Annotated in this window: 22 protein-coding genes and 1 tRNA gene; 15 read left to right on the top strand and 8 right to left on the bottom strand. The window is 68.4% G+C overall.

Annotated elements, in window-relative coordinates; translation table 11 throughout:
- Positions 1-1,212 (bottom strand): acyl-CoA dehydrogenase family protein, encoded by a 1,212-nt coding sequence (locus GVN21_RS14110; protein WP_166575398.1) that lies wholly within the window; start codon positions 1,210-1,212, stop codon positions 1-3.
- A gap of 99 nt (positions 1,213-1,311) precedes the next feature.
- Positions 1,312-1,387 (bottom strand) — tRNA-Ile (locus GVN21_RS14105).
- 118 nt (positions 1,388-1,505) lie between these two features.
- Here GVN21_RS14105 and GVN21_RS14100 point away from each other — a divergent pair.
- The 3 genes from GVN21_RS14100 to GVN21_RS14090 are packed head-to-tail and all read left to right on the top strand — an operon-like array spanning position 1,506 to position 4,414.
- The gene (locus GVN21_RS14100) at positions 1,506-2,522 is read left to right on the top strand and encodes a sterol desaturase family protein (protein ID WP_166575397.1); all 1,017 of its coding nucleotides are present in this window, start codon (positions 1,506-1,508) and stop codon (positions 2,520-2,522) included.
- Positions 2,519-3,622, top strand: coding sequence for an acyltransferase (locus GVN21_RS14095; protein ID WP_166575396.1), 1,104 nt, complete (start codon positions 2,519-2,521; stop codon positions 3,620-3,622). Before GVN21_RS14100 ends, GVN21_RS14095 begins: the two co-directional genes overlap by 4 nt.
- Before the next feature lie 54 nt (positions 3,623-3,676).
- The gene (locus GVN21_RS14090; RefSeq protein WP_166575395.1) at positions 3,677-4,414 is read left to right on the top strand and encodes an SIMPL domain-containing protein; all 738 of its coding nucleotides are present in this window, start codon (positions 3,677-3,679) and stop codon (positions 4,412-4,414) included.
- An 11-nt stretch (positions 4,415-4,425) separates the two neighbouring features.
- Here GVN21_RS14090 and GVN21_RS14085 read toward each other — a convergent pair whose 3' ends face one another.
- Positions 4,426-4,902, bottom strand: a complete 477-nt coding sequence (locus GVN21_RS14085) for a hypothetical protein (protein WP_166575394.1) — start codon at positions 4,900-4,902, stop codon at positions 4,426-4,428.
- Positions 4,903-5,032: 130 nt separating this feature from the next.
- Positions 5,033-5,389 (bottom strand): aspartate 1-decarboxylase, encoded by a 357-nt coding sequence (gene panD / locus GVN21_RS14080; protein ID WP_166575393.1) that lies wholly within the window; start codon positions 5,387-5,389, stop codon positions 5,033-5,035.
- A 214-nt stretch (positions 5,390-5,603) separates the two neighbouring features.
- Here panD and GVN21_RS14075 point away from each other — a divergent pair, with 214 nt between their 5' ends.
- Positions 5,604-6,119 (top strand): DUF3828 domain-containing protein, encoded by a 516-nt coding sequence (locus tag GVN21_RS14075; RefSeq protein WP_166575392.1) that lies wholly within the window; start codon positions 5,604-5,606, stop codon positions 6,117-6,119.
- A 3-nt stretch (positions 6,120-6,122) separates the two neighbouring features.
- On the opposite strand, the gene GVN21_RS14070 is transcribed toward GVN21_RS14075, so the two are convergent.
- Together GVN21_RS14070 and GVN21_RS14065 are read right to left on the bottom strand one after the other, a co-directional pair.
- Positions 6,123-6,980 (bottom strand): alpha/beta hydrolase, encoded by an 858-nt coding sequence (locus tag GVN21_RS14070; RefSeq protein WP_205690096.1) that lies wholly within the window; start codon positions 6,978-6,980, stop codon positions 6,123-6,125.
- Between the two features lie 11 nt (positions 6,981-6,991).
- Positions 6,992-7,381 (bottom strand): VOC family protein, encoded by a 390-nt coding sequence (locus GVN21_RS14065; protein WP_166575390.1) that lies wholly within the window; start codon positions 7,379-7,381, stop codon positions 6,992-6,994.
- A gap of 169 nt (positions 7,382-7,550) precedes the next feature.
- On the opposite strand from GVN21_RS14065, the gene rpmI reads away from it, so the two are divergent.
- The 9 genes from rpmI to GVN21_RS14020 all read left to right on the top strand — a co-directional run bounded on the left by rpmI (position 7,551) and on the right by GVN21_RS14020 (position 14,429).
- Positions 7,551-7,751, top strand: coding sequence for a 50S ribosomal protein L35 (rpmI, locus tag GVN21_RS14060; RefSeq protein ID WP_166575389.1), 201 nt, complete (start codon positions 7,551-7,553; stop codon positions 7,749-7,751).
- A 16-nt stretch (positions 7,752-7,767) separates the two neighbouring features.
- A complete protein-coding gene (gene rplT / locus GVN21_RS14055) occupies positions 7,768-8,124 on the top strand; it encodes a 50S ribosomal protein L20 (RefSeq protein WP_166575388.1) in 357 nt (118 codons plus the stop codon).
- 104 nt (positions 8,125-8,228) lie between these two features.
- Entirely contained in the window at positions 8,229-8,702 is a 474-nt protein-coding gene (locus GVN21_RS14050; protein ID WP_205690095.1) for a YdeI/OmpD-associated family protein, read from the top strand.
- Positions 8,699-9,640 carry a polysaccharide deacetylase family protein gene (locus tag GVN21_RS14045; protein WP_166575387.1) on the top strand — a complete coding sequence of 314 codons (942 nt, stop codon included), beginning with the start codon at positions 8,699-8,701 and terminating at the stop codon, positions 9,638-9,640. Before GVN21_RS14050 ends, GVN21_RS14045 begins: the two co-directional genes overlap by 4 nt.
- 40 nt (positions 9,641-9,680) lie before the next feature.
- A complete protein-coding gene (pheS, locus tag GVN21_RS14040; protein ID WP_166575386.1) occupies positions 9,681-10,793 on the top strand; it encodes a phenylalanine--tRNA ligase subunit alpha in 1,113 nt (370 codons plus the stop codon).
- Between the two features lie 42 nt (positions 10,794-10,835).
- Complete coding sequence (locus GVN21_RS14035) at positions 10,836-11,234, top strand: hypothetical protein (RefSeq protein WP_166575385.1); 399 nt, start codon at positions 10,836-10,838, stop codon at positions 11,232-11,234.
- Positions 11,231-11,623: a hypothetical protein gene (locus GVN21_RS14030; RefSeq protein ID WP_166575384.1), complete on the top strand. Its 393-nt coding sequence runs from the start codon at positions 11,231-11,233 to the stop codon at positions 11,621-11,623. The genes GVN21_RS14035 and GVN21_RS14030 overlap by 4 nt, the downstream gene beginning before the upstream one ends.
- Positions 11,620-14,058, top strand: coding sequence for a phenylalanine--tRNA ligase subunit beta (gene pheT, locus GVN21_RS14025; protein WP_166575383.1), 2,439 nt, complete (start codon positions 11,620-11,622; stop codon positions 14,056-14,058). Before GVN21_RS14030 ends, pheT begins: the two co-directional genes overlap by 4 nt.
- Entirely contained in the window at positions 14,055-14,429 is a 375-nt protein-coding gene (locus tag GVN21_RS14020) for a VOC family protein (RefSeq protein ID WP_166575382.1), read from the top strand. Before pheT ends, GVN21_RS14020 begins: the two co-directional genes overlap by 4 nt.
- Here the strand turns inward: GVN21_RS14020 and GVN21_RS14015 are convergent.
- Together GVN21_RS14015 and GVN21_RS14010 are read right to left on the bottom strand one after the other, a co-directional pair.
- Complete coding sequence (locus GVN21_RS14015; RefSeq protein WP_166575381.1) at positions 14,426-15,034, bottom strand: DUF1134 domain-containing protein; 609 nt, start codon at positions 15,032-15,034, stop codon at positions 14,426-14,428. The genes GVN21_RS14020 and GVN21_RS14015 overlap by 4 nt on opposite strands.
- A gap of 114 nt (positions 15,035-15,148) precedes the next feature.
- Complete coding sequence (locus tag GVN21_RS14010; RefSeq protein ID WP_166575380.1) at positions 15,149-16,096, bottom strand: tetratricopeptide repeat protein; 948 nt, start codon at positions 16,094-16,096, stop codon at positions 15,149-15,151.
- Positions 16,097-16,245: 149 nt separating this feature from the next.
- Here GVN21_RS14010 and GVN21_RS14005 point away from each other — a divergent pair, with 149 nt between their 5' ends.
- Both GVN21_RS14005 and GVN21_RS14000 read left to right on the top strand, forming a co-directional pair.
- Positions 16,246-16,764, top strand: coding sequence for a CPBP family glutamic-type intramembrane protease (locus tag GVN21_RS14005; RefSeq protein ID WP_166575379.1), 519 nt, complete (start codon positions 16,246-16,248; stop codon positions 16,762-16,764).
- A gap of 75 nt (positions 16,765-16,839) precedes the next feature.
- Entirely contained in the window at positions 16,840-17,778 is a 939-nt protein-coding gene (locus tag GVN21_RS14000) for a ribose-phosphate pyrophosphokinase (protein WP_166575378.1), read from the top strand.
- Positions 17,779-18,004: the final 226 nt, after the last annotated feature.

Genomic DNA, 18,004 nt, shown 5'->3' with positions numbered 1-18,004 from the left:
TCAGCGCAGGCCGCTCGGCAGGTCCTTGAACGGCGTATCCTTGTCGAGCCGGACGTCGCCGGGCATGCCCAGCACCCGTTCGGCGATGATGTTCTTCATGATCTCGTCCGTGCCGCCGCCCAGCCGCGCGCCGGGCGAGTACGCCCACAGCTTCTGGAAGATGGCGTCCATCGGCGAGAGGCCTTCGTCGTCGATGATCCCGAACTGGTCCTGCAGTTCGAGCCCGGCCGAGGTGATTTCCTGCAACTGGGTCGAGGCGGCGACCTTGCCGACGCTGGCCGCCGGGCCGGGCTGGCCGGTTCGGGAGATGTCGGTCAGCAGCCGGAAGCGGGTGAAGCGCAGCCCCTCGGCCTTGACGTACCAATCGGCCAGTTGCTCTCGGAACGCCCCATCCTGCATCGCGCCGGGGAGCGAGCGGGCCAGGGCCATGATCTCTTCCCAGTTGGGTTTGCGGGTCGAGCTCATCACCCCCATGCGCTCGTTCATCAGAGTGGTCAGGGCGACCGCCCAGCCGTTGTCAATGTCGCCAAGCCGGTGGGAATCATCGAGCCGCAGGTCGGTGAAATACACCTCGTTGAACTCGCTCTCGCCGCTGGCCTGGTGGATCGGCCGCACCTCGATGGCTGGGTCGCTCATGTCGACCCAGAACATGGTCAGCCCCTTGTGCTTGGCCTTGTCCGGGTTGGTGCGGGTCAGGAGCAGGCCGTAGTCGGCCCGGTGAGCGAAGCTGTTCCAAACCTTCTGGCCGTTGATCCGCCAGCCTTCGCCCTCGCGCACGGCCCGAGTGCGGACATTGGCCAGGTCAGATCCGGCCGAGGGCTCGCTGAACAGCTGGCACCAGATCTTTTCGCCGGTGATGGTCGGCCGCACCAGCGCCTTGGCCGCATCGTTCCCATGGGCCAGCACCGTGGGCACGCACATGCCGATGCCGATCATGAACGGCCCGGAGTAGGTCAGCCCCGCCGCCTCCTCCTCCTGGGCGAAGATGATGTCCTGCATCATCGTGCCGCCCCCGCCGCCCCAGTCCTTCGGCCGGCGTATGCCGGCAAAGCCGGCCTGGGCCTTGGTCGTCTGCCAGGCCTTGGCGGCGGCGATGAAGGCGGGATCGCCCCGGCCCAGGCGCGGATCCGCGGGTGGCGGCTTGTGGGCCGCGATCCAGCCGCGAACCTCGGCGCGATAGGCGGCCTCATCGGGCGTATCCGTGAAATCCAACCTCGCCTCCCATGATTAATTAGTTATCTTAGTTATATGTTTAAAGTCGGGCCATGCAAGTCCCTGCGGGCCGGTCGTGGTTTGGGCGGGAGAAGGGATTGGTAGGGGCGGCAGGACTCGAACCTGCAACCAGACCGTTATGAGCGGTCGGCTCTAACCATTGAGCTACACCCCCTTGGGTCAGACGCGCCTAGCATGCGGCGGCCCGCGTCGAAAGGGCCAGGCGGCTTTAAGGAAGGGCTCACCGTACCTCGCTACAACGGTCGCCCAGCAGTGGGTCGAGGGCGGGCGGGATGTCCCCATTCGGGGTTCAGGACTTGGCGGGAGCGGCGATGGGCGCGGCGCAGGATGCCGGGCTGCGGCTGGTCGGCGTGTTCGTGGCGCCGGGCTCGCCGGGATCGCTGGCCTCGCTGCTGGCGGCGCTGGCGATCGGGGGGCTGTTCCTTCTGATGACCCGCCGGCCGGGGAAGCGGCCGGTTCCGGTGAAGGTTCTGGTCCGGGCGCTGATGCCGCGCCGGCTGTGGGCCAGCGCCTCGGGGCGCACCGACATCGGCTTTTTCCTGTTCAACGTGGTGCTGTTCGGCGGCCTGTTCGGCTGGGCCATCGCCTCGCAGGCGGTGATCAGCGGCTGGCTGCTGGAAGGCATGCGCGCCGGTCTCGGCGAGGGGCCGGGGTCGGTGATCGGGCCGGTCGGGGCGCTGATCGTGGGGACGGTGGCGCTCTTCCTGACCGGGGAGCTGGCCTACTGGACCATCCATTTCCTCAGCCACCGCATCCCCTGGATGTGGGAGATCCACAAGGTCCACCACAGCGCCGAACACCTCTCGCCGCTGACCAATTTCCGGGTCCATCCGATCGAGGGTGTGCTGTTCGCCAACCTGCTGGCGGTCATGATGGGCACGGCGAACGCCGTGCTGACCTGGGCGCTGGGTGAGCCGGCCGGGGCCTTCACCGTCTGGGATCGCAACGTGATCGCCCTAGCCGGGCTCTATGCCGTCCAGCACCTGCAGCATTCGCACCTGTGGATCACCTTCCCGGGCGTACTGGGCCGGGTGGTCTACAGCCCGGCGCACCACCAGATTCACCACTCGACCAACCCCGCGCACTTCGGCAGCAACCTGGGCAGCCTGACCACCCTGTGGGACTGGCTGTTCGGCACCCTCTACACGCCGGACCGCACGAAGATGGCGCTGGAGTTCGGCCTGGAGCCCGGCGAGTCGAAGCATGAGACGGTGATGGAGGGTATGGTCCTGCCCGTCGCCAGGGCCGCGGGCCTGGGCCGCCGGCCGGTGGGCGAGGCGGAGGCGTGAGCGGCGTCCAAGGCGTTCCGAGGTTGGCGGCGCTCGATGGGGTGCGCGGGGTCGCCGCGCTGATCGTCATGGGGCTGCACATCGCCGGAGCCATGGGGTCGGGGCTGCTCGGCCATGGCTACCTGATGGTCGACCTGTTCTTCCTGATGAGCGGCTTTGTGCTGTCTGCGGGCTATGGCGCGCGGCTGGCCGAGGGCGGCGCCGGGACCTGGTTCGCCGGCAAGCGGCTGGTGCGGCTCTACCCCCTGGCCCTGGCCGGCTTGTTGCTGGGCGCGGCGGTGGCGGCGGGGCTGGCCTTTGGCGGCCAGCGCGGCCTGGAGGATCAACCCCTGCTGCTGCTGGTGCTGGCGGCGCTTTTCCTGCCGTGGCTGGGCGGCGGGCTGGTGGTTCCGTTCAACGGGCCGGCGTGGTCGCTGCAATTGGAACTGTGGATCAATGTCGCCTACGGCTATGCGGCCCGCTGGCTGACCGATAGGCGGCTGGCGACGCTGACCGGCGTGGCGGCCGTGGTCCTGATCGGCGTCACGCTGGCCACGGGGCAGTTCGACGGCGGCTTCGCCAACAACGATCCCGGCCGCTCTGCCGGACCGTGGAGCTATTTCGTCGGCTGGGCCCGCGTGCTTTTCGCCTTCCCGCTCGGCATCCTGCTGCATCGCTGGTGGGCGGCCGGGAGGTTCCAAAGCGTGAGCGCGGCCAACGCCGGCTGGCTGCTCCCCGCTGCCCTGCTGCTGGTCGCCCTGCCCGTCCCCGGCTTGTCGCCGCTCTATGACCTCGGCGCCGTGCTGATCCTCTTCCCCCTGCTGGTGGTGCTGGCCGCCAACACCAGGGTCAGCGCCCGGGCGGCGGGGATCAACGCTCTGCTCGGGCGGCTGTCCTACGGCCTCTATGTGCTGCACGGGCCGATCCTGGTGGCCTTCAAATACCTGGAGCCCGCCGGCCTGCCCCTGCCCGCGCGGCTGGCCTGGTATGGTCTGGCCGCCGCCCTGGCCATCGTCGCGGCCGCCCTGGCCGAGCGCTGGATCGACCGGCCGGCCCGGCGCTGGGCGGCTGGCGAACGGGCAACGAAGCGGACAGCAACCATTCAGGTTGGATCGGCTTAAAGGTCTCCCGTACGGACCGGATCAACCGGACCGACAGGTCGGAGACTGAACGTCATGAAATCCCTGTTCCGCGCCACCGCCATGAGCGCCCTGATCCTGGCCGGGACCGCCGGCGCCAGCGCCGCGCTCGCGCAGGCCCCGAGCGCCGAGGCCGCCTTCCGCGCCACCACTCTGAACCTCTCGGCCCAGGGCGAGGTGCGCCGCGCGCCCGACATGGCCACCATCACGCTCGGCGTGCAGACCGACGGCGCCACCGCCGCCGACGCCATGCGCGCCAACGCCGCCAAGATGACCCAGGTGATCGCCAGCCTGAAGCGGGCCGGCATCGACGCCAAGGACATCCAGACCTCCGGCCTGCAGCTCAATCCGCAGTACGTCTATCAGGAGAACCTGCCGCCCCGGCTGACCGGCTATCAGGCCACCAATCAGGTGACGATCGTGGTGCGTGACCTGGGCAAGCTGGGAACGGTGGTCGACGCCTCGGTGAACTCCGGCGCCACCAACGTCGGCGGCATCAGCTTCGGCATCGACAAGGCCGACGCGGCGGAGGACGCCGCGCGGCTGGAAGCGGTCAAGGCCCTCCAGGCCAAGGCCGATCTCTACGCCAAGTCGCTGGGCTACCGCGTCGCGCGCCTGGTGACCTTCAGCGAGTCGGGCGGTTATGCGCCGCAGCCGCCTATGCCCATGGCCAGCTTCGCCCGCGCCGAGATGAAGGACGCCTCAACCCCGGTCGAGGCCGGAGAGTTGAAGGTCACCATCGGCGTCAGCGCGACCTACGAACTGGTGAAGTAGAGCGCCTCGGCTCAGAGCCCGCCCTCGACCAGGGCGGGCTCAAGCCGCGCCTTGATCTCGCGTCCGGGCAGGGACTTCTCGTTCGGCTCGTCCATCACCGCCGCATAGACCAGCTTGCGCCCGTCCTTGCCGGTGATCGGCCCGGAGGCCCAGGCGGTGGTGAAGCCCGGGCTGCTGTCGCAGCTGGCCGCGCGATCGACGCCCTGGGCCGCCAGGGCGGCGAAGTCCCGAGCACTCATCAGCCCGCCTTCATCCTGGCAGGTCGGCAGACCCCGGCCGCAGGGGGTGGTGGCGCCATACTGGTAGACTGGCTTGGTCCCGCCCGGCTCCATGATCAGCACACAGGTGCTCTGGCCGCCGATGGCCTTGGAGATGGCCGCGCCCAACGCGTCTGTGTCCGCGCCGGTCTTGTTCTGGCCGCCCTGAGAACAGGCAGCCAGCACTGCGGCAGCGACAAGATATCCGAAAACAGGAACGAGGCGGCGCATGGCGTTTCTCCCAATCAGGGGAGCACCTTGCGCCATCCGGCCGCGGGGAAAAAGCCCCGGAGCGCGTTCCGACAGGTGGAAGCCGGTTGTCGGTTCAGGCGCGCGACCAGGACGACCCTGGAGCAAAGCTCTAGGCCGCCCGCTTGATCTCGTTCTGATCGTCGAGCAGCACGACGGTGGGGTTGTAGTTGCGGGCTTCCTCGGCCGGCAGCTGGCCATAGGTCACGACAATGATCTTGTCGCCCTTCTGGACCAGGCGGGCGGCGGCGCCGTTGACGCCGAACACGCGCGAACCCCGCGGCGCCTCGATGGCGTAGGTGGTGAAGCGGGCGCCGTTGGTGATGTTCAGCACGTCGACCTGCTCGTGCGGCAGGATGCCCGAGGCGTCCAGCAGGTCACGGTCGATGGCGATCGAGCCTTCGTAATCCAGGTCCGCCTGGGTCACGGTGGCGCGGTGAAGCTTGGCCTTCATCATGGTCAGCAGCATGGGGGGAGATGCCTCAAAGCTGGGGATCGAGATGGGCGGCGCCACACAAAAAAGGTCGCCGAGGGGAGGTGCATATAGCCTCTCGGCCGCCCCCCTTCAATGCACCGCAATATGAACGCTGATCAGATAACCCCCGCCGACCCCCCGTTTCGGGTCTGGCGGCCGGCGCGATCCCAAGCCAGGATTGGTCCTCACCCTGGGGGAGCCCCGCCGCATGCGCCGCATCATCGCAGCCTTGTTTTTCAGCCTCTTAGCCGTCGCGCCGGCCGCCCGGGCGGCTCCGCGCGACGCCGAGCCGAAGGTGATCATCGCCGACATCTACGCGGCGCTGATCAAGGAGCAAAATCGGCCGGCGGGTGACGAAGGCCCCGCCTACAACCCGCCCGACGACCTCTACACGCCCGCCCTGGCCCAGGCCTTCAAGGACGAGGACCGTGATCGGGGCGATGAGCTGGGACGGCTCGACTTCTTCTTCTGGGTCAACGGCCAGGACTGGCAGCTGAGCGGGGTCGAGATCGAGCAGCGCACGGTCTGGCGCCGGACCGACCGGCGGGTGGTAACCGTGGCGTTCAGGAACTTCGACCAGGAAAGCCTGTTGGCCTTCTACTTCCAGAAGATCGGCGGGCGGTGGCTGATCGACGACGTCGAATCCATCGACGTGGTCGAGGGCGAGGAGGGCTATGACTGGACCCTCTCGCTGATCCTCAAATACGCCCGCGAGGAAGAGTAGCCGTCAGCTCAGGCCAACCTGCTTGCGCAGAAAGCCGGTCATGTCGGCGTAGACGCTCGATCGGCCCCGGAAGGTCCGGGACAGGTGGAGCAGGACGTCGGCGTGGCTCAGGCCCGCATAGATTTTCGACTCCACCTCGACCCCCTCCTTGCGAAGGGCCGCCGCCAGCCGCTCGGTATTGCGCGGCAGAACCGTCCGGTCCGCGCTGCCGGCGACCAGGAAGGCGGCCGGTGAGCCGGCAGTGGCGTAGTCCAGCGTCTGGTAGATCTTGTCATCCGTCCCGCCGAAGGTGCGGCTCAGGATCGGGCCATCGAGGTTGGGGAAATAGTAGGGGCCGGCCAGGCCCGCGAAGGCCTTGATCCGCTTGCGGTCCACCCCGACCGCCTTGAGATAGCGGGGGTCGAGCGCCACCATGGCGGCGTTGTAGGCCCCGGCCGAATGGCCGATCAGGACGATCCGCGAGGGATCGCCGCCATGCTCAGCCGCATGATCGACGGCCCAGCGCACGGCCTGGGCGACATCCTCGATGAAGGTCGGGAACTTCACCTCGGGCGTCAGCCGGTAGTCGGGCACGACCGTGACGAAGCCCTGGGCGGCCAGCATCTTTCCGGTCCACTGGTATTCCCTGCGCGAACCGCTGGACCAGCCGCCGCCGTAGATGAAGATCGCGACCGGCGCGCCTTTGGCGCCTCTGGGCGGGCCGTAGACGTCCAGCTTCAGCCTCGGGCTGTCGCCGAAGGAGACGTCCTTGACCAGGGTGGCCGCCGCGTCGTCCGCGACCACCGCGTCAAGCAGGCGGGCCGGGGTGCAGGCGGCGAGGAAGGCGCCGGCCAGGCCGATCAGGCCGGTGCGTCGGGTCATCTGTTCGGGGCTCACGGGGTGTTCAATCTCCAGGGCGGAAAGCGACGGTTTTCCCCCGCGCGATACAGGCAGACCCGGTTCCCGGCGGGATCCGTGGTCCAGGCTTCACGCCACAGCCAGGTCTGGTCGTCCGGCCCACTGTCGAAGGTGACGCCCTTGTCGATCAGGGCCTCCACCGCCTCGTCGAGGGCCTCATGCTCGAAATAGACGCTCGCCGCGCCGGGCGTGGCGTCCGGATCGAGGTGCAGCGAAAAGGTCGGCGGATGCTCGCCGTCCCCGTCCGGGCATTCGAAGCGAGCGTAGTGCGGACTCTTGACGATCAGGATGAGACCCAGCGCCTCGTAGAAGCCGATGGACTGCTCGAGATCGCGGGCCGGAACGGTGACCTGGTTAAGGCGCATGGTTGGGCAGATAGTTGGCGGCCTCCGCGCGGCAAGGCCTTGGCAGGATTGGCTTGCCTTCCGGCCGCATATCCCCTATCAGCCTCGCCTTTCCGCGACTGCCGGGCCAAATGGCATGCCTTGGCGGTCCAAATGCTAGTCCCAGAGGACAGGGTTCGCCCTGAGCAAAATGCCGAAACTGAAAACCAAGTCGGGCGCCAAGAAGCGCTTCAAACTGACGGCCACGGGTAAGCTGAAAGCCGGCGTCGCCGGCAAGCGCCACCGCCTGATCAGCCACAATTCCAAGTACATCCGCCAACAGCGCGGCACGAAGGTCATGAGCGCTTCTGACAAGAAGACCATCATGACCTACCTGCCCTACGGCCTGTAAGAAGGAGCGCTGAACAATGGCTCGCGTTAAACGGGGCGTCGTCGCCCACGCCAAGCACAAGAAGGTTCTCGAGCAGGCCAAGGGCTTCTACGGGCGCCGCAAGAACACCATCCGCGCCGCCAAGGCCGCGGTGGACAAGGCCGGCCAGTACGCCTACCGCGACCGCAAGGTCCGCAAGCGCAGCTTCCGCAGCCTGTGGATCCAGCGGATCAACGCCGCTGCCCGCCTGGAAGGCTTCACCTACTCGCAGTTTATCCACGGCCTGGACGAGGCCGGGGTCGAGATCGACCGCAAGGTTCTGGCGGACATCGCCGGTCAGGACCCCGTCGCGTTCAAGGCCATCGCCGACAAGGTTCGCGCCGCGCTGGCTTGATGGTTTAGGGCTGCTGCCCTGACAGATCGAAGAGCCCCTCGGTGTGAGCCGGGGGGCTTTTTGTTTGCGCCCCATCCGCCCGTTCCAACCCGCAGGATGACCCCGTGACCCTTCCGGTCCAGCACTTCCAGACCACCCTGACCGCCGGCCCGGCGGGGCATGTCTTCCTGCCGACGCCGTTCGAGCCGGCGGCGCTGTGGGGTCAGCGGGCTGTGTATCACCTGGCCGGGACCATCGACGGCATGGCCTATCGCGGCGTGCTGGAGGCGCAGGACGGGGCCTGGGTCATGCGGCTGGGCGCCGCCTGGCGACGCGATTGCGGCCTGGCCGCCGGGGATGTGGTCGACGTGATGCTCACCCCCGAGGGCCCGCAGCGCGAGGGGCTGGCTCCGGACATCGCCTCGGCCCTCGACGCGGAGCCCGAGGCCGGCGCCTTTTTCGACGAGATCGCCCAGTTCTACCGCCGCGCCTATCTGACCTGGATCGACGCCACCAAGCGCAGCCCGGCCAAACGGGCCGAGCGGATCGCCGCCACGGTCGAACTGCTCAAAGCCCGCCAGAAGGAGCGGCCGAAATGAGCCTGCGCCTCCTCCTGGCGGTGATCGCCGCCCTGCTGGTCGCGACGCCGGCCCTGGCCCAGACCCGCAAGGTCGCGGTCACCTTCGACGACCTGCCCTACCAGGCCGCCGACGCCCAGCTGTGCGACCCGGCCCAGGCCATGGCGCTGACCCGCGACTTCCTGGCCATGTTGAAGCCGCTGAAGACCCGCGCCACCGCTTTCGTCAACGAACACAAGGTCTGCGAGGCGCAGCGGGCCACCCTGCTGCCGAGCATTCTCGATGCCTGGCTGGCCGCCGGCATCGACCTGGGCAACCACACCGCCACCCATCCGAATATCCACAGGATCACCGCCGAGGCCTGGCTGGCGGATGTCGACGCCGGCGCGCCCTACACCGCCGCCGCACTGAAGCGGCGCGGCAAGACCCTGCGCTGGTTCCGCCACCCCTTCCTCTTCACCGGCGAGACGCCGGAGAAGAAGGCGGTCATGGCCGAAGGGCTGAAGGCCCGCGGCTACACCGTCGCCCCGGTGACCATCGACAACAACGACTGGATGTTCGCCGCCCTCTACCGCAAGGCCGAGGCGGCCCGCGACAAGGCCCAGATGCAGAAGATCGGCGAGGCCTACGTCACCCACATGACCACGGTGCTGGATCACTTCGAGCCCTACAGCGCCGAGTTGACCGTCGGCCGCGATCCGGCGCAGGTGTTGCTGCTGCACGCCAACAGCCTGAACCGCGACTGGTATCCGAAGATCCACGCCCTCTACCTGGCGCGCGGCTATCGCTTCGTGCCGCTCGGCGAGGCGTTGAAGGATCCCGTCTACGCCCTGCCCGAGACCTGGGTGAAGAAGAACGGCGTCTCCTGGCTGCACCGCTGGACGCAGGCCCAGGGCCGCCCTGTGCGCTGGGAACCGGACCCGCCCGAGTGGGTCATGACCGCCTACAAGGCGCTCTGACCGTGACGAACCGAACCAACATCGCTAGACGAAGCCCGCCATGACCGACCTGACCGCACTTCAGTCCGACCTGACCGCCCAGATCGCCGCCGCGCCCGACGCCGCGACGCTGGAAGCCATCCGCGTGGCCGCCCTCGGCAAGTCCGGCTCCGTCTCCGCCCTGCTCAAGACCCTCGGCGCCATGAGCCCCGAGGAGCGCAAGGAGAAGGGCCCGGCGATCAACCAGCTGCGCGACGCCGTGGCCGGATCGATCGCAGAGCGCAAGGCCGCCCTGGAGACGGCCGAGCTCGACGCCCGACTGGCGCGCGAGAGCCTGGACCTGACCCTGCCCGCGCCGCCCCGCCGCAAGGGCAGCGTCCACCCCACCATGCAGACCATGGATGAGATGGTCGCCATCTTCGCCGAGATGGGCTTCGCGGTCGCCGAAGGCCCCGACATCGAGGACGACTTCCACAACTTCACTGCCCTCAACTTCCCGCCCAAGCACCCGGCGCGGGAGATGCACGACACCTTCTTCTTCAACCCGGGCCCGGACGGGGAGCGCAAACTCCTTCGCACCCACACCAGCCCGGTGCAGGTGCGCGCCATGCGCAGGGGCAACACCGCCCCGCCCGCGCCCTGGATCGCGGCCGGCCAGGAGCCGCCGATCCGCATCGTCGTGCCCGGCCGCACCTATCGGATGGACAGCGACGCCACCCACACCCCGATGTTCCATCAGGTCGAGGGGCTGGTGATCGACAAGGGCATCCACATGGGCCACCTGAAGTGGACCCTGGAGACCTTCATCGCCCGGTTCTTCGAGACCGACGCCGTGACCACCCGCTTCCGCCCCCACCACTTCCCCTTCACCGAGCCCTCGGCGGAGATGGATGTGGGCTGCGACCGCAGCGGCGGCGAACTGAAGATCGGCACGGGCAGCGACTGGCTGGAGATTCTGGGCTGCGGGATGGTCCATCCCAACGTCCTGCGCCACTGCGGCATCGACCCGGACGTCTATCAGGGCTTCGCCTTCGGCATGGGCGTGGATCGCCTGGGCATGCTCAAGTACGGCATCCCGGACCTGCGCGACATGTTCTCCAGCGACACCCGCTGGCTGGCCCACTACGGCTTCAGCGGCTTTCAGGCGCCCAACCCGGTTTCGGGCCTGAGCTGACCGCCGCATCAACCTGATCGAGACTCTCTCGGAGACCGCCCCATGACCGAATTCTACGGTCCCCTGCCCGCCGGCGTCACCCGCGCCACCGACTTTGAACAGGCCGCCTACGACAGGCAGGCGGTATCCCTGGTCGACCTGCTCCGCGCCCGCATGGCCAAGGGCGAACGGGTGGTGAAAGGGGTCACCTTCACCGATTGCCGCATCGAAGGGCCGGCGGTGATGCTGGTGCTCGGCTGTCAGTTTGAGGGCAGCGACTTCGGCAACCCTTCCGGCGACATCCGCAACCTGATCCTGCGGCCCGCGTCGCAGTCGGCGGTGATCGGGGCCATTCCGGTCGACAGCTGCAGCTTCACCCGCTGCGCCTTTGTCGGTGTCGGCTACACCGGGGCCGACCATTTCCTCGACCAACTCCTCGCGCTTGGAAAGCAGAACGGATGACCGATCAAAGCCAAACGGGCTGGACCATCGCCGAAGACCTGACCGCCGATCATTTCGAGAATGTCGCCCTGTCACTGGTCGATCTGCATCGCGCCCGGCTGCGCATCGGCCAGAGCGCCATCGTCGGGGTCAGCTTTCGCAACTGCCGGATCGAGGGTCCGGCGGTGATGCTGGTGGTCGGCGGGTGCCAGTTCAGCGCCGTCGACTTCGGATTCGCCGGCGGCGACATCCGCACCCTGGTGCTCAGGCCCGCCTCGCCCAACGGCGTGGTCGGGGCCATCCCGGTCCGTGACTGCACCTTCGAGGGCGGCCAGTTCTTCGCCGTCGGCTACACCGGCGGCGATGCTTTCCTGAACCAGATCCTGGCCCTCGGAGGGCCCTTGCAATGAAGTTCACCCTTTCCTGGCTGAAGGACCATCTGGAGACCGACGCGACGGTCCAGGAGATCGTCGACGCCATGACCATGGCCGGCCTCGAGGTCGAGGATGTCCACGACCCGGCGGCCAAGCTCGCCCCCTTCACGGTCGCCAAGATCGCCTCGGCTGAGCAGCACCCCAACGCCGACCGCCTGCGCGTCTGCCAGGTGGACACGGTCGATGGCCGCAAGGAGATCGTCTGCGGCGCCCCCAACGCGCGGGCCGGCCTGACAACCATCTACGCGCCGATCGGCGCCTATGTGCCGGGACTGGGCGTCACCCTGGTCGAGAAGCCGGTGCGGGGCGTGGTCTCCAACGGCATGCTCTGCTCGGCTTCCGAGCTGGAAGCGGCCGAGGAGAGCGACGGCATCATGGAGCTGCCGGACAGCCTCGCGGTCGGTACGCCCGCCGTGGAAGCGCTCGGCCTGGAGGCGGTGATCGATTTCGAGGTCACCCCCAATCGCCCCGACTGGCTGGGCGTCGCCGGCATCGCCCGCGACCTGGCCGCCGCCGGCGTGGGCAGGCTCAAGACCCCCACCGTCGAACCAGTGGCCGGCCAGTTCCCCTGCCCGATCCGCATCGAGGTGGACGGCGAGGCTTGCCCGGTGTTCGCCGGCCGGCTGATCCGGGGCGTCAGGAACGGCCCCTCGCCCCAGTGGCTGCAAGACCGGCTGCGGGCCATCGGTCTGCGGCCGATCAACGCCCTGGTCGATGTCACCAACCTGATCAGCTACGACCGCGCCCGGCCGCTGCACGTCTATGACCGCGCCCTGATGGTCGGCGATGTGATCACCGCCCGCCTGGGCCGCGGCCCGGCCGAGCCGACCGGCGCCGACACCCCCACCCCCGCGCCCCACAAGGACGAGCAGCTGATCGCCCTGGACGGCAAGACCTACGACCTCACCCCCGAGATGAGCGTCATTGCCGATGCCAACGGCGAGCGGCCCATCGGCCTCGGCGGCGTCATGGGCGGCGAGAGCACCGGCTGTTCGGAAACCACCACCGACGTCTTCGTCGAGTGCGCCTGGTTCGACCCCATCCGCACCGCCCAGACTGGACGCACGACCGGCATCACCAGCGACGCCCAATACCGCTTCGCCCGCACGGTCGATCCCCAGTCGGTGGTTCCCGGCCTGGAGCTGGCTACGGCCCTGATCCTGGAGCTGTGTGGCGGCGAGCCGTCGGAGGTGGCGGTGGCTGGCCAGGCCCCTGCCCCGCCGGAAGCCTTCGCCTTCGACCCGGCCTATGTCCGCGCGCTGTCAGGCCTCGACATTCCCACCGACAAGACCATCGAAATCCTCCGCGCCCTCGGATTCACCGTCGAGGGAACCGCGCCCGCCCTGAGCGTCACCCCGCCGACCTGGCGGCGCGACGTCGAGGGCAAGGCCGACCTGGTCGAGGAAGTGGCCCGCATCGCCGGCTATGGCGCCCTGCCCTCGACCCCGCTGCCGGAGACGCCCCGCGCGGTGGGCGGCGTGCTGACCGCCCGCCAGGCCCGCGCCCGCGCCGCCCGCCGCTTCCTGGCGGCCAGCGGCTATGCCGAAGCCGTCACCTGGAGCTTCACCGCCCGCGAAACGGCCAGGCTGTTCGGCGGCGGGGCGGACGAGCTCGTCCTGGCCAATCCGATCGCGGCCGAGCTGGATTGCATGCGGCCCTCGATCCTGCCCAACCTGATCGAGGCGGCCGCCCGCAATGCGCGGCGCGGTTTCGCCGACGTGGCCCTGTTCGAGATCGGCCCGGTGTTCGGCGGCGATCAGCCCCAGGACCAACGGATGGTCATCGCCGCCCTGCTGGCCCCCCACGCCCCGCGCGACTGGGCCAAGCGCGCGTCCGAGGACCTGTTCACGCTGAAGGGCGACCTGCTCGCTCTGCTGGAAGAATTGGGCGCGCCGGTCGCCAACCTGCAGACGGCGCAGGGCTCGGCCTCCCCCTGGTTCCACCCCGGCCGCTCGGCCCGGCTGCAGCTGGGACCCAAGGCAGTGCTGGCCGAGTTCGGCGAGCTGCATCCGGCCGTCCTCAAGGCGATGGATGCGCCCGGCCCGATGCTGGCCTTCGAGGTCTTCGTCGAGGCGATCCCCGAGCCGAAGAAGAAGGCGGTGAAGACCCGTTCCGCCCTCGACCTCTCGCCCCTGATGCCGCTCAGCCGCGACTTCGCCTTCCTGGTCGATGCCGCCAAGCCGGCCGGCGACCTGGTCAAGGCCGTGGCCGGCGCCGACAAGGCGCTGATCGCCGGCGCGCGGGTGTTCGACGTGTACCAGGGCGCCGGGGTGCCGGAGGGCTTCAAGTCGCTGGCCGTCGAGGTCACCGTGCAGCCGCGCGAGAAGACCCTCGCGGACGCGGAGATCGAGGCGCTATCGGGCCGGATCGTGGCGGCGGCTGAGAAGGTCGGGGCGAAGCTCAGGACGTGATCGCCAATGTCGCCCTCCTCGTCCGCGACTATGACGAGGCCATCGCCTGGTATCGCGACAAGCTCGGCTTCGTGATAACCGACGCAGACCTAGGCGGGGGGAAGCGATGGGTCACGGCCGCGCCGCCCGGCGGCGGCTGCGCCCTGCTGTTGGCCCAGGCGGCGACGCCGCAGCAGGCAGCGTCCATAGGCCATCAAGCCGGCGGCCGCGTCTTCCTGTTCCTGCACACCGACGACTTCGCCCGGGACCACGCGGCCATGACCGCCGCCGGCGTGCGGTTCCTGGAGGCGCCGCGCCACGAAGCCTACGGGTCAGTGGCGGTGTTTGAGGACCTCTATGGCAACCGCTGGGACCTGCTGCAGCCAGCCTAGAACGGGAAGGCGTTCCGCTCGCGGCTGTAGGACAGGTAGCCGATGCTGGCGCCCAGGCGCAGGCCGACGCCGGTGCGGATCGGCGCCAGGGTGATCCCGTCGGCCCGCTGGTAGTTCACCCCCACCCCGCCGATCAGATAGGCCGAGCCATCGACCCCGGGATAGCGGCGGAAGATCATGTCCGGGTAATGCAGGTTATAGCAGAGGGTGAACACCCGGCTGGCATTGCCGCCCCAGTCGAAGCCGATGGTCGGCCCCTGCCAGAAGACCTCCATCTCCGGCCGGTCCTTCATGTACATCAGGCCGCGGCCATAGCGGACGCCGGCCACCACAGCCCCGCTGCCCTCTTCGCCGGCGATGTAGGCGGTGGGCTCACCCTGGTCGCGGAACACCCGCTCGACCACCTGGCCGACGGTCTCGGCCGCGACGCCCAGGAAGTCGCTGGTCTGCTGCTTGATCTCGCCGACCGTGTAGGTCTCGATGCTGCGCTGCTCCTGGCCGACGCCCGGGTCGGCGCCATTGTAGCCGCCGTTCGTCCCCGTGGACGCGCAGGCGCTCGCCCCCAGGGTGGCGAGACCGGAAGCGATAAGGCTGCGGCGATTCATCGGGACCTCCCTGTGCGTGACGGGGCGATGAGTCCCACGCCATTGGGACGGGTTTGCGGCGCAGAGGTAAACGCGCCGTTAACCATGCCCGCCAGACAGGCCACGCAGCCGAGTTCAGAGAAGCATGGCCCTGTAGCGAGCGGCTGCTTCCGCATCGAGCGGCTGAAGTTGGTCGATGCGGCGCCGCGCCGCCGCCGGGTCCCCAGTCTGGATGAGGATGGGGATCAGCCCTTTGAGCGCCAGCGTCTGCTTTGCATCCAGGGCCAACGCCGCCTCATAGGCTTGCCGGGCGCCCGCCAGATCCTTGTTGAGGCGCAGCGCGTCGCCGAGATAGGCATGCGCCGTGGCCATCTTCGGCTGCGCCTGGGTGGCGCGCCGATAGTAGATGGCGGCGCCGGCATAGTCCTTACTGTTGTACAGCTGTACGCCCTTGGCGATGTTGTTGTCGTAGTTGCCGGGCTCGATCGCCAAGGCGCGGTCGAAGCTCTCGAGCGCGCCGGCGCGGTCGTTCAGCTTCAGTTGCGTATTGCCGATCATCCGCCACCCGGCGCTGTTCGATGGCTGAAGGCGCGTGGCCGCTCGGTAGGCAGTAAGGGCTTCGGGGTAGCGGCCGGCCTTGTACAGCGCATCGCCCAGGCTCAGCTGCACGGTCGGATCAGCGGGCTTGGCGATGGCTGCCTTGGCATGGGCGTCGGCGGCCAGGCTGAACTGGCCGGCGCGGAAGTGCGCCTTGCCCATCTCCGTCCAGGCGGACAGCTCGCCGGGCGGCAGCGCAGCCGCCCTCTGATAGACAGCGATCGCCTCGGGGTAGCGACCGCCGTTGTCGAGGGCGTTGCCATACATGACCAGATCGTCGGCGAGTTGGGTCTGTTTCGACAGCGCCTCGAAATCGACGATGGCCCGCCGATAATCCTTGGCCTTGAAGTAGGAGAGCCCGCGATTGCGCAACACGACGGGCTGCGGGTTCGTCCGGTAGACCTCGTCGAAGGCTGCGACCGCAGCAAGATAGTCGCCTGCCTTGTAGGCCTGCACACCGCGATCGAAGACCGGGTTCTGGGCCATGACAGGCGCTGCACCCGCCAGAATGGCGGCGACCAGGCCCGCCAGCAGTAAAGTCCTCATGGGTCTCGCTCCGCCTTGGATAAGCGGACAGTCTGGTGTTTCGCGAGTCGCGGAGCACCCCCCATAACCGGGGGAAAAGCGCAGAGAAGATGATCGGCAATCTGAAACGCCGCCTTTGGTCGAGCCTGATCACCCTGCCTGATGCGAAGGGCTGGCTGATCTCGGGTATCGTGGGCGCGCCAACCTTGCTGGCTATGGCCGCCATCGGGCTGTCGACCGGTCTTTACGCCCTGGGTCCAGGCAACATGTCCGCCCTGCCCCTGACCTTGCTGACCGTTTTCTTCGTGCCGGCCATCGGCGAGGAGGTCGTGTTTCGCGGCCTGATGGTCCCCAGCCGCAACGAGGCGGCGCGCCCGATCATTGCCATGGCCCTCTCCACCTCGCTCTACGTCCTCTGGCACCCGCTGGAAGGCTTCACCTTCCTGCCCGGCGCCCGCGCGCTGTTCGCCAGGCCCGACTTCCTGCTGGTCACCGGCCTGCTCGGCCTGGCCTGCGCCGTTACCCGCTGGCGGACCGGATCGATCTGGCCCGCCGTTTTCCTCCACTGGGCCGCTGTGGTCGTCTGGAAGACCTGGCTGGGCGGCCCCGCGCTCGACGACCTCGGTTAGTCCGAATCCGCCTTGCCGCCGGGCCTCCGCGCCCCTAGACACCCCGCAACATTCCTCCGCCCAAAGAGTCGTCCGATGAAGCTGCTGGCTGGCAACTCCAATCGCACCCTGGCGGAGGCGATCGCCCAATACCTCGACATGCCCCTGACCAAGGCCCAGGTGCGGCGGTTCGCCGACAACGAGGTCTTCGTCACCATCGATGAGAATGTGCGCGGCGAGGATGTCTTCGTCATCCAGTCGACCAGCTACCCGGCCAACGACAACCTGATGGAGCTGCTGATCTGCATCGACGCGCTGAAACGCGCTTCGGGCCGGCGGATCACCGCGGTGGTGCCCTACTTCGGTTACGCCCGCCAGGACCGCAAAACCGGTGGCCGCACCCCCATCTCGGCCAAGCTGGTCGCCAACCTGATCACCAGGGCCGGGGCCGACCGGGTGCTGACCATGGATCTGCACGCGGGCCAGATCCAGGGCTTCTTCGACATCCCAACCGACAACCTGCTGCCCGCCCCGCTGATCGCCCAGGACATCCGCGACCAGCACGGGCGCAAGTCCAGCGAGCTGATGATCGTCTCGCCCGACGTCGGCGGGGTGGTCCGCGCCCGGGCCCTGGCCAACCGGCTCGGCGCCGACCTGGCCATCGTCGACAAGCGCCGCTCGGGTCCGGGCAAGAGCGAGGTGATGAACATCATCGGCGACGTCTCGGGCCGCAGCTGCATCCTGTTCGACGACATTGTCGATTCCGCCGGCACCCTGTGCAACGCCGCCAAGGCCCTGACCGACGCCGGCGCCACCGAGGTCAGCGCCTATGTCACCCATGGGGTGCTGTCCGACCCGGCGGTCCAGCGGATCACGGACTCCGTCATGCGCGAGGTGGTCACCACCGACAGCATCGAAGGGCCCGACCACGTGCTGAAATGCCCGAAGATCCGGCAGGTCTCCTGCGCCTCGCTGATCGGCGAGGCCATTCGACGCATCGCCAACGAGGAGTCGGTGTCGAAGCTGTTTGATTGATTTGGGAATTTTCAGGCGCTGACCTATCGCCAGCGTCAATGTATGGTTAACGCCCCATCGTCACATTCCCGCCCGGAGCGACGTGCTATTGACGCCCCTTCGGGCTCCGGGGAAAGCTTTCCACATGATCCAGAAACACGCTGTGCTGACCGGGCTTGCGGCCCTGGCGTTGACCTTCACCCTGGCGGCCTGCTCGACGCCCGAGCCGGTCGCGCCGCCGCCTCCC

This window comes from Caulobacter sp. SLTY, assembly GCF_009905535.1.
Taxonomy (GTDB): domain Bacteria; phylum Pseudomonadota; class Alphaproteobacteria; order Caulobacterales; family Caulobacteraceae; genus Caulobacter.
Note: the sequence above shows the minus strand (reverse complement) of the source record. Positions and strands in the feature narration are given on the sequence as shown.

Excerpts from the sequence above, each read along its gene's own strand:
- GVN21_RS14100 (WP_166575397.1), top strand. The coding sequence starts at position 1,506 with ATGTCCCCATTCGGGGTTCAGGACTTGGCGGGAGCGGCGATGGGCGCG.
- GVN21_RS14090 (WP_166575395.1), top strand. The coding sequence starts at position 3,677 with ATGAAATCCCTGTTCCGCGCCACCGCCATGAGCGCCCTGATCCTGGCC.
- GVN21_RS14085 (WP_166575394.1), bottom strand. The coding sequence starts at position 4,902 with ATGCGCCGCCTCGTTCCTGTTTTCGGATATCTTGTCGCTGCCGCAGTG.
- panD (WP_166575393.1), bottom strand. The coding sequence starts at position 5,389 with ATGCTGCTGACCATGATGAAGGCCAAGCTTCACCGCGCCACCGTGACC.
- GVN21_RS14075 (WP_166575392.1), top strand. The coding sequence starts at position 5,604 with ATGCGCCGCATCATCGCAGCCTTGTTTTTCAGCCTCTTAGCCGTCGCG.
- GVN21_RS14070 (WP_205690096.1), bottom strand. The coding sequence starts at position 6,980 with ATGACCCGACGCACCGGCCTGATCGGCCTGGCCGGCGCCTTCCTCGCC.
- GVN21_RS14065 (WP_166575390.1), bottom strand. The coding sequence starts at position 7,381 with ATGCGCCTTAACCAGGTCACCGTTCCGGCCCGCGATCTCGAGCAGTCC.
- rpmI (WP_166575389.1), top strand. The coding sequence starts at position 7,551 with ATGCCGAAACTGAAAACCAAGTCGGGCGCCAAGAAGCGCTTCAAACTG.
- rplT (WP_166575388.1), top strand. The coding sequence starts at position 7,768 with ATGGCTCGCGTTAAACGGGGCGTCGTCGCCCACGCCAAGCACAAGAAG.
- GVN21_RS14045 (WP_166575387.1), top strand. The coding sequence starts at position 8,699 with ATGAGCCTGCGCCTCCTCCTGGCGGTGATCGCCGCCCTGCTGGTCGCG.
- pheS (WP_166575386.1), top strand. The coding sequence starts at position 9,681 with ATGACCGACCTGACCGCACTTCAGTCCGACCTGACCGCCCAGATCGCC.
- GVN21_RS14035 (WP_166575385.1), top strand. The coding sequence starts at position 10,836 with ATGACCGAATTCTACGGTCCCCTGCCCGCCGGCGTCACCCGCGCCACC.
- GVN21_RS14030 (WP_166575384.1), top strand. The coding sequence starts at position 11,231 with ATGACCGATCAAAGCCAAACGGGCTGGACCATCGCCGAAGACCTGACC.
- pheT (WP_166575383.1), top strand. The coding sequence starts at position 11,620 with ATGAAGTTCACCCTTTCCTGGCTGAAGGACCATCTGGAGACCGACGCG.
- GVN21_RS14015 (WP_166575381.1), bottom strand. The coding sequence starts at position 15,034 with ATGAATCGCCGCAGCCTTATCGCTTCCGGTCTCGCCACCCTGGGGGCG.
- GVN21_RS14010 (WP_166575380.1), bottom strand. The coding sequence starts at position 16,096 with ATGGCCCAGAACCCGGTCTTCGATCGCGGTGTGCAGGCCTACAAGGCA.
- GVN21_RS14005 (WP_166575379.1), top strand. The coding sequence starts at position 16,246 with ATGATCGGCAATCTGAAACGCCGCCTTTGGTCGAGCCTGATCACCCTG.
- GVN21_RS14000 (WP_166575378.1), top strand. The coding sequence starts at position 16,840 with ATGAAGCTGCTGGCTGGCAACTCCAATCGCACCCTGGCGGAGGCGATC.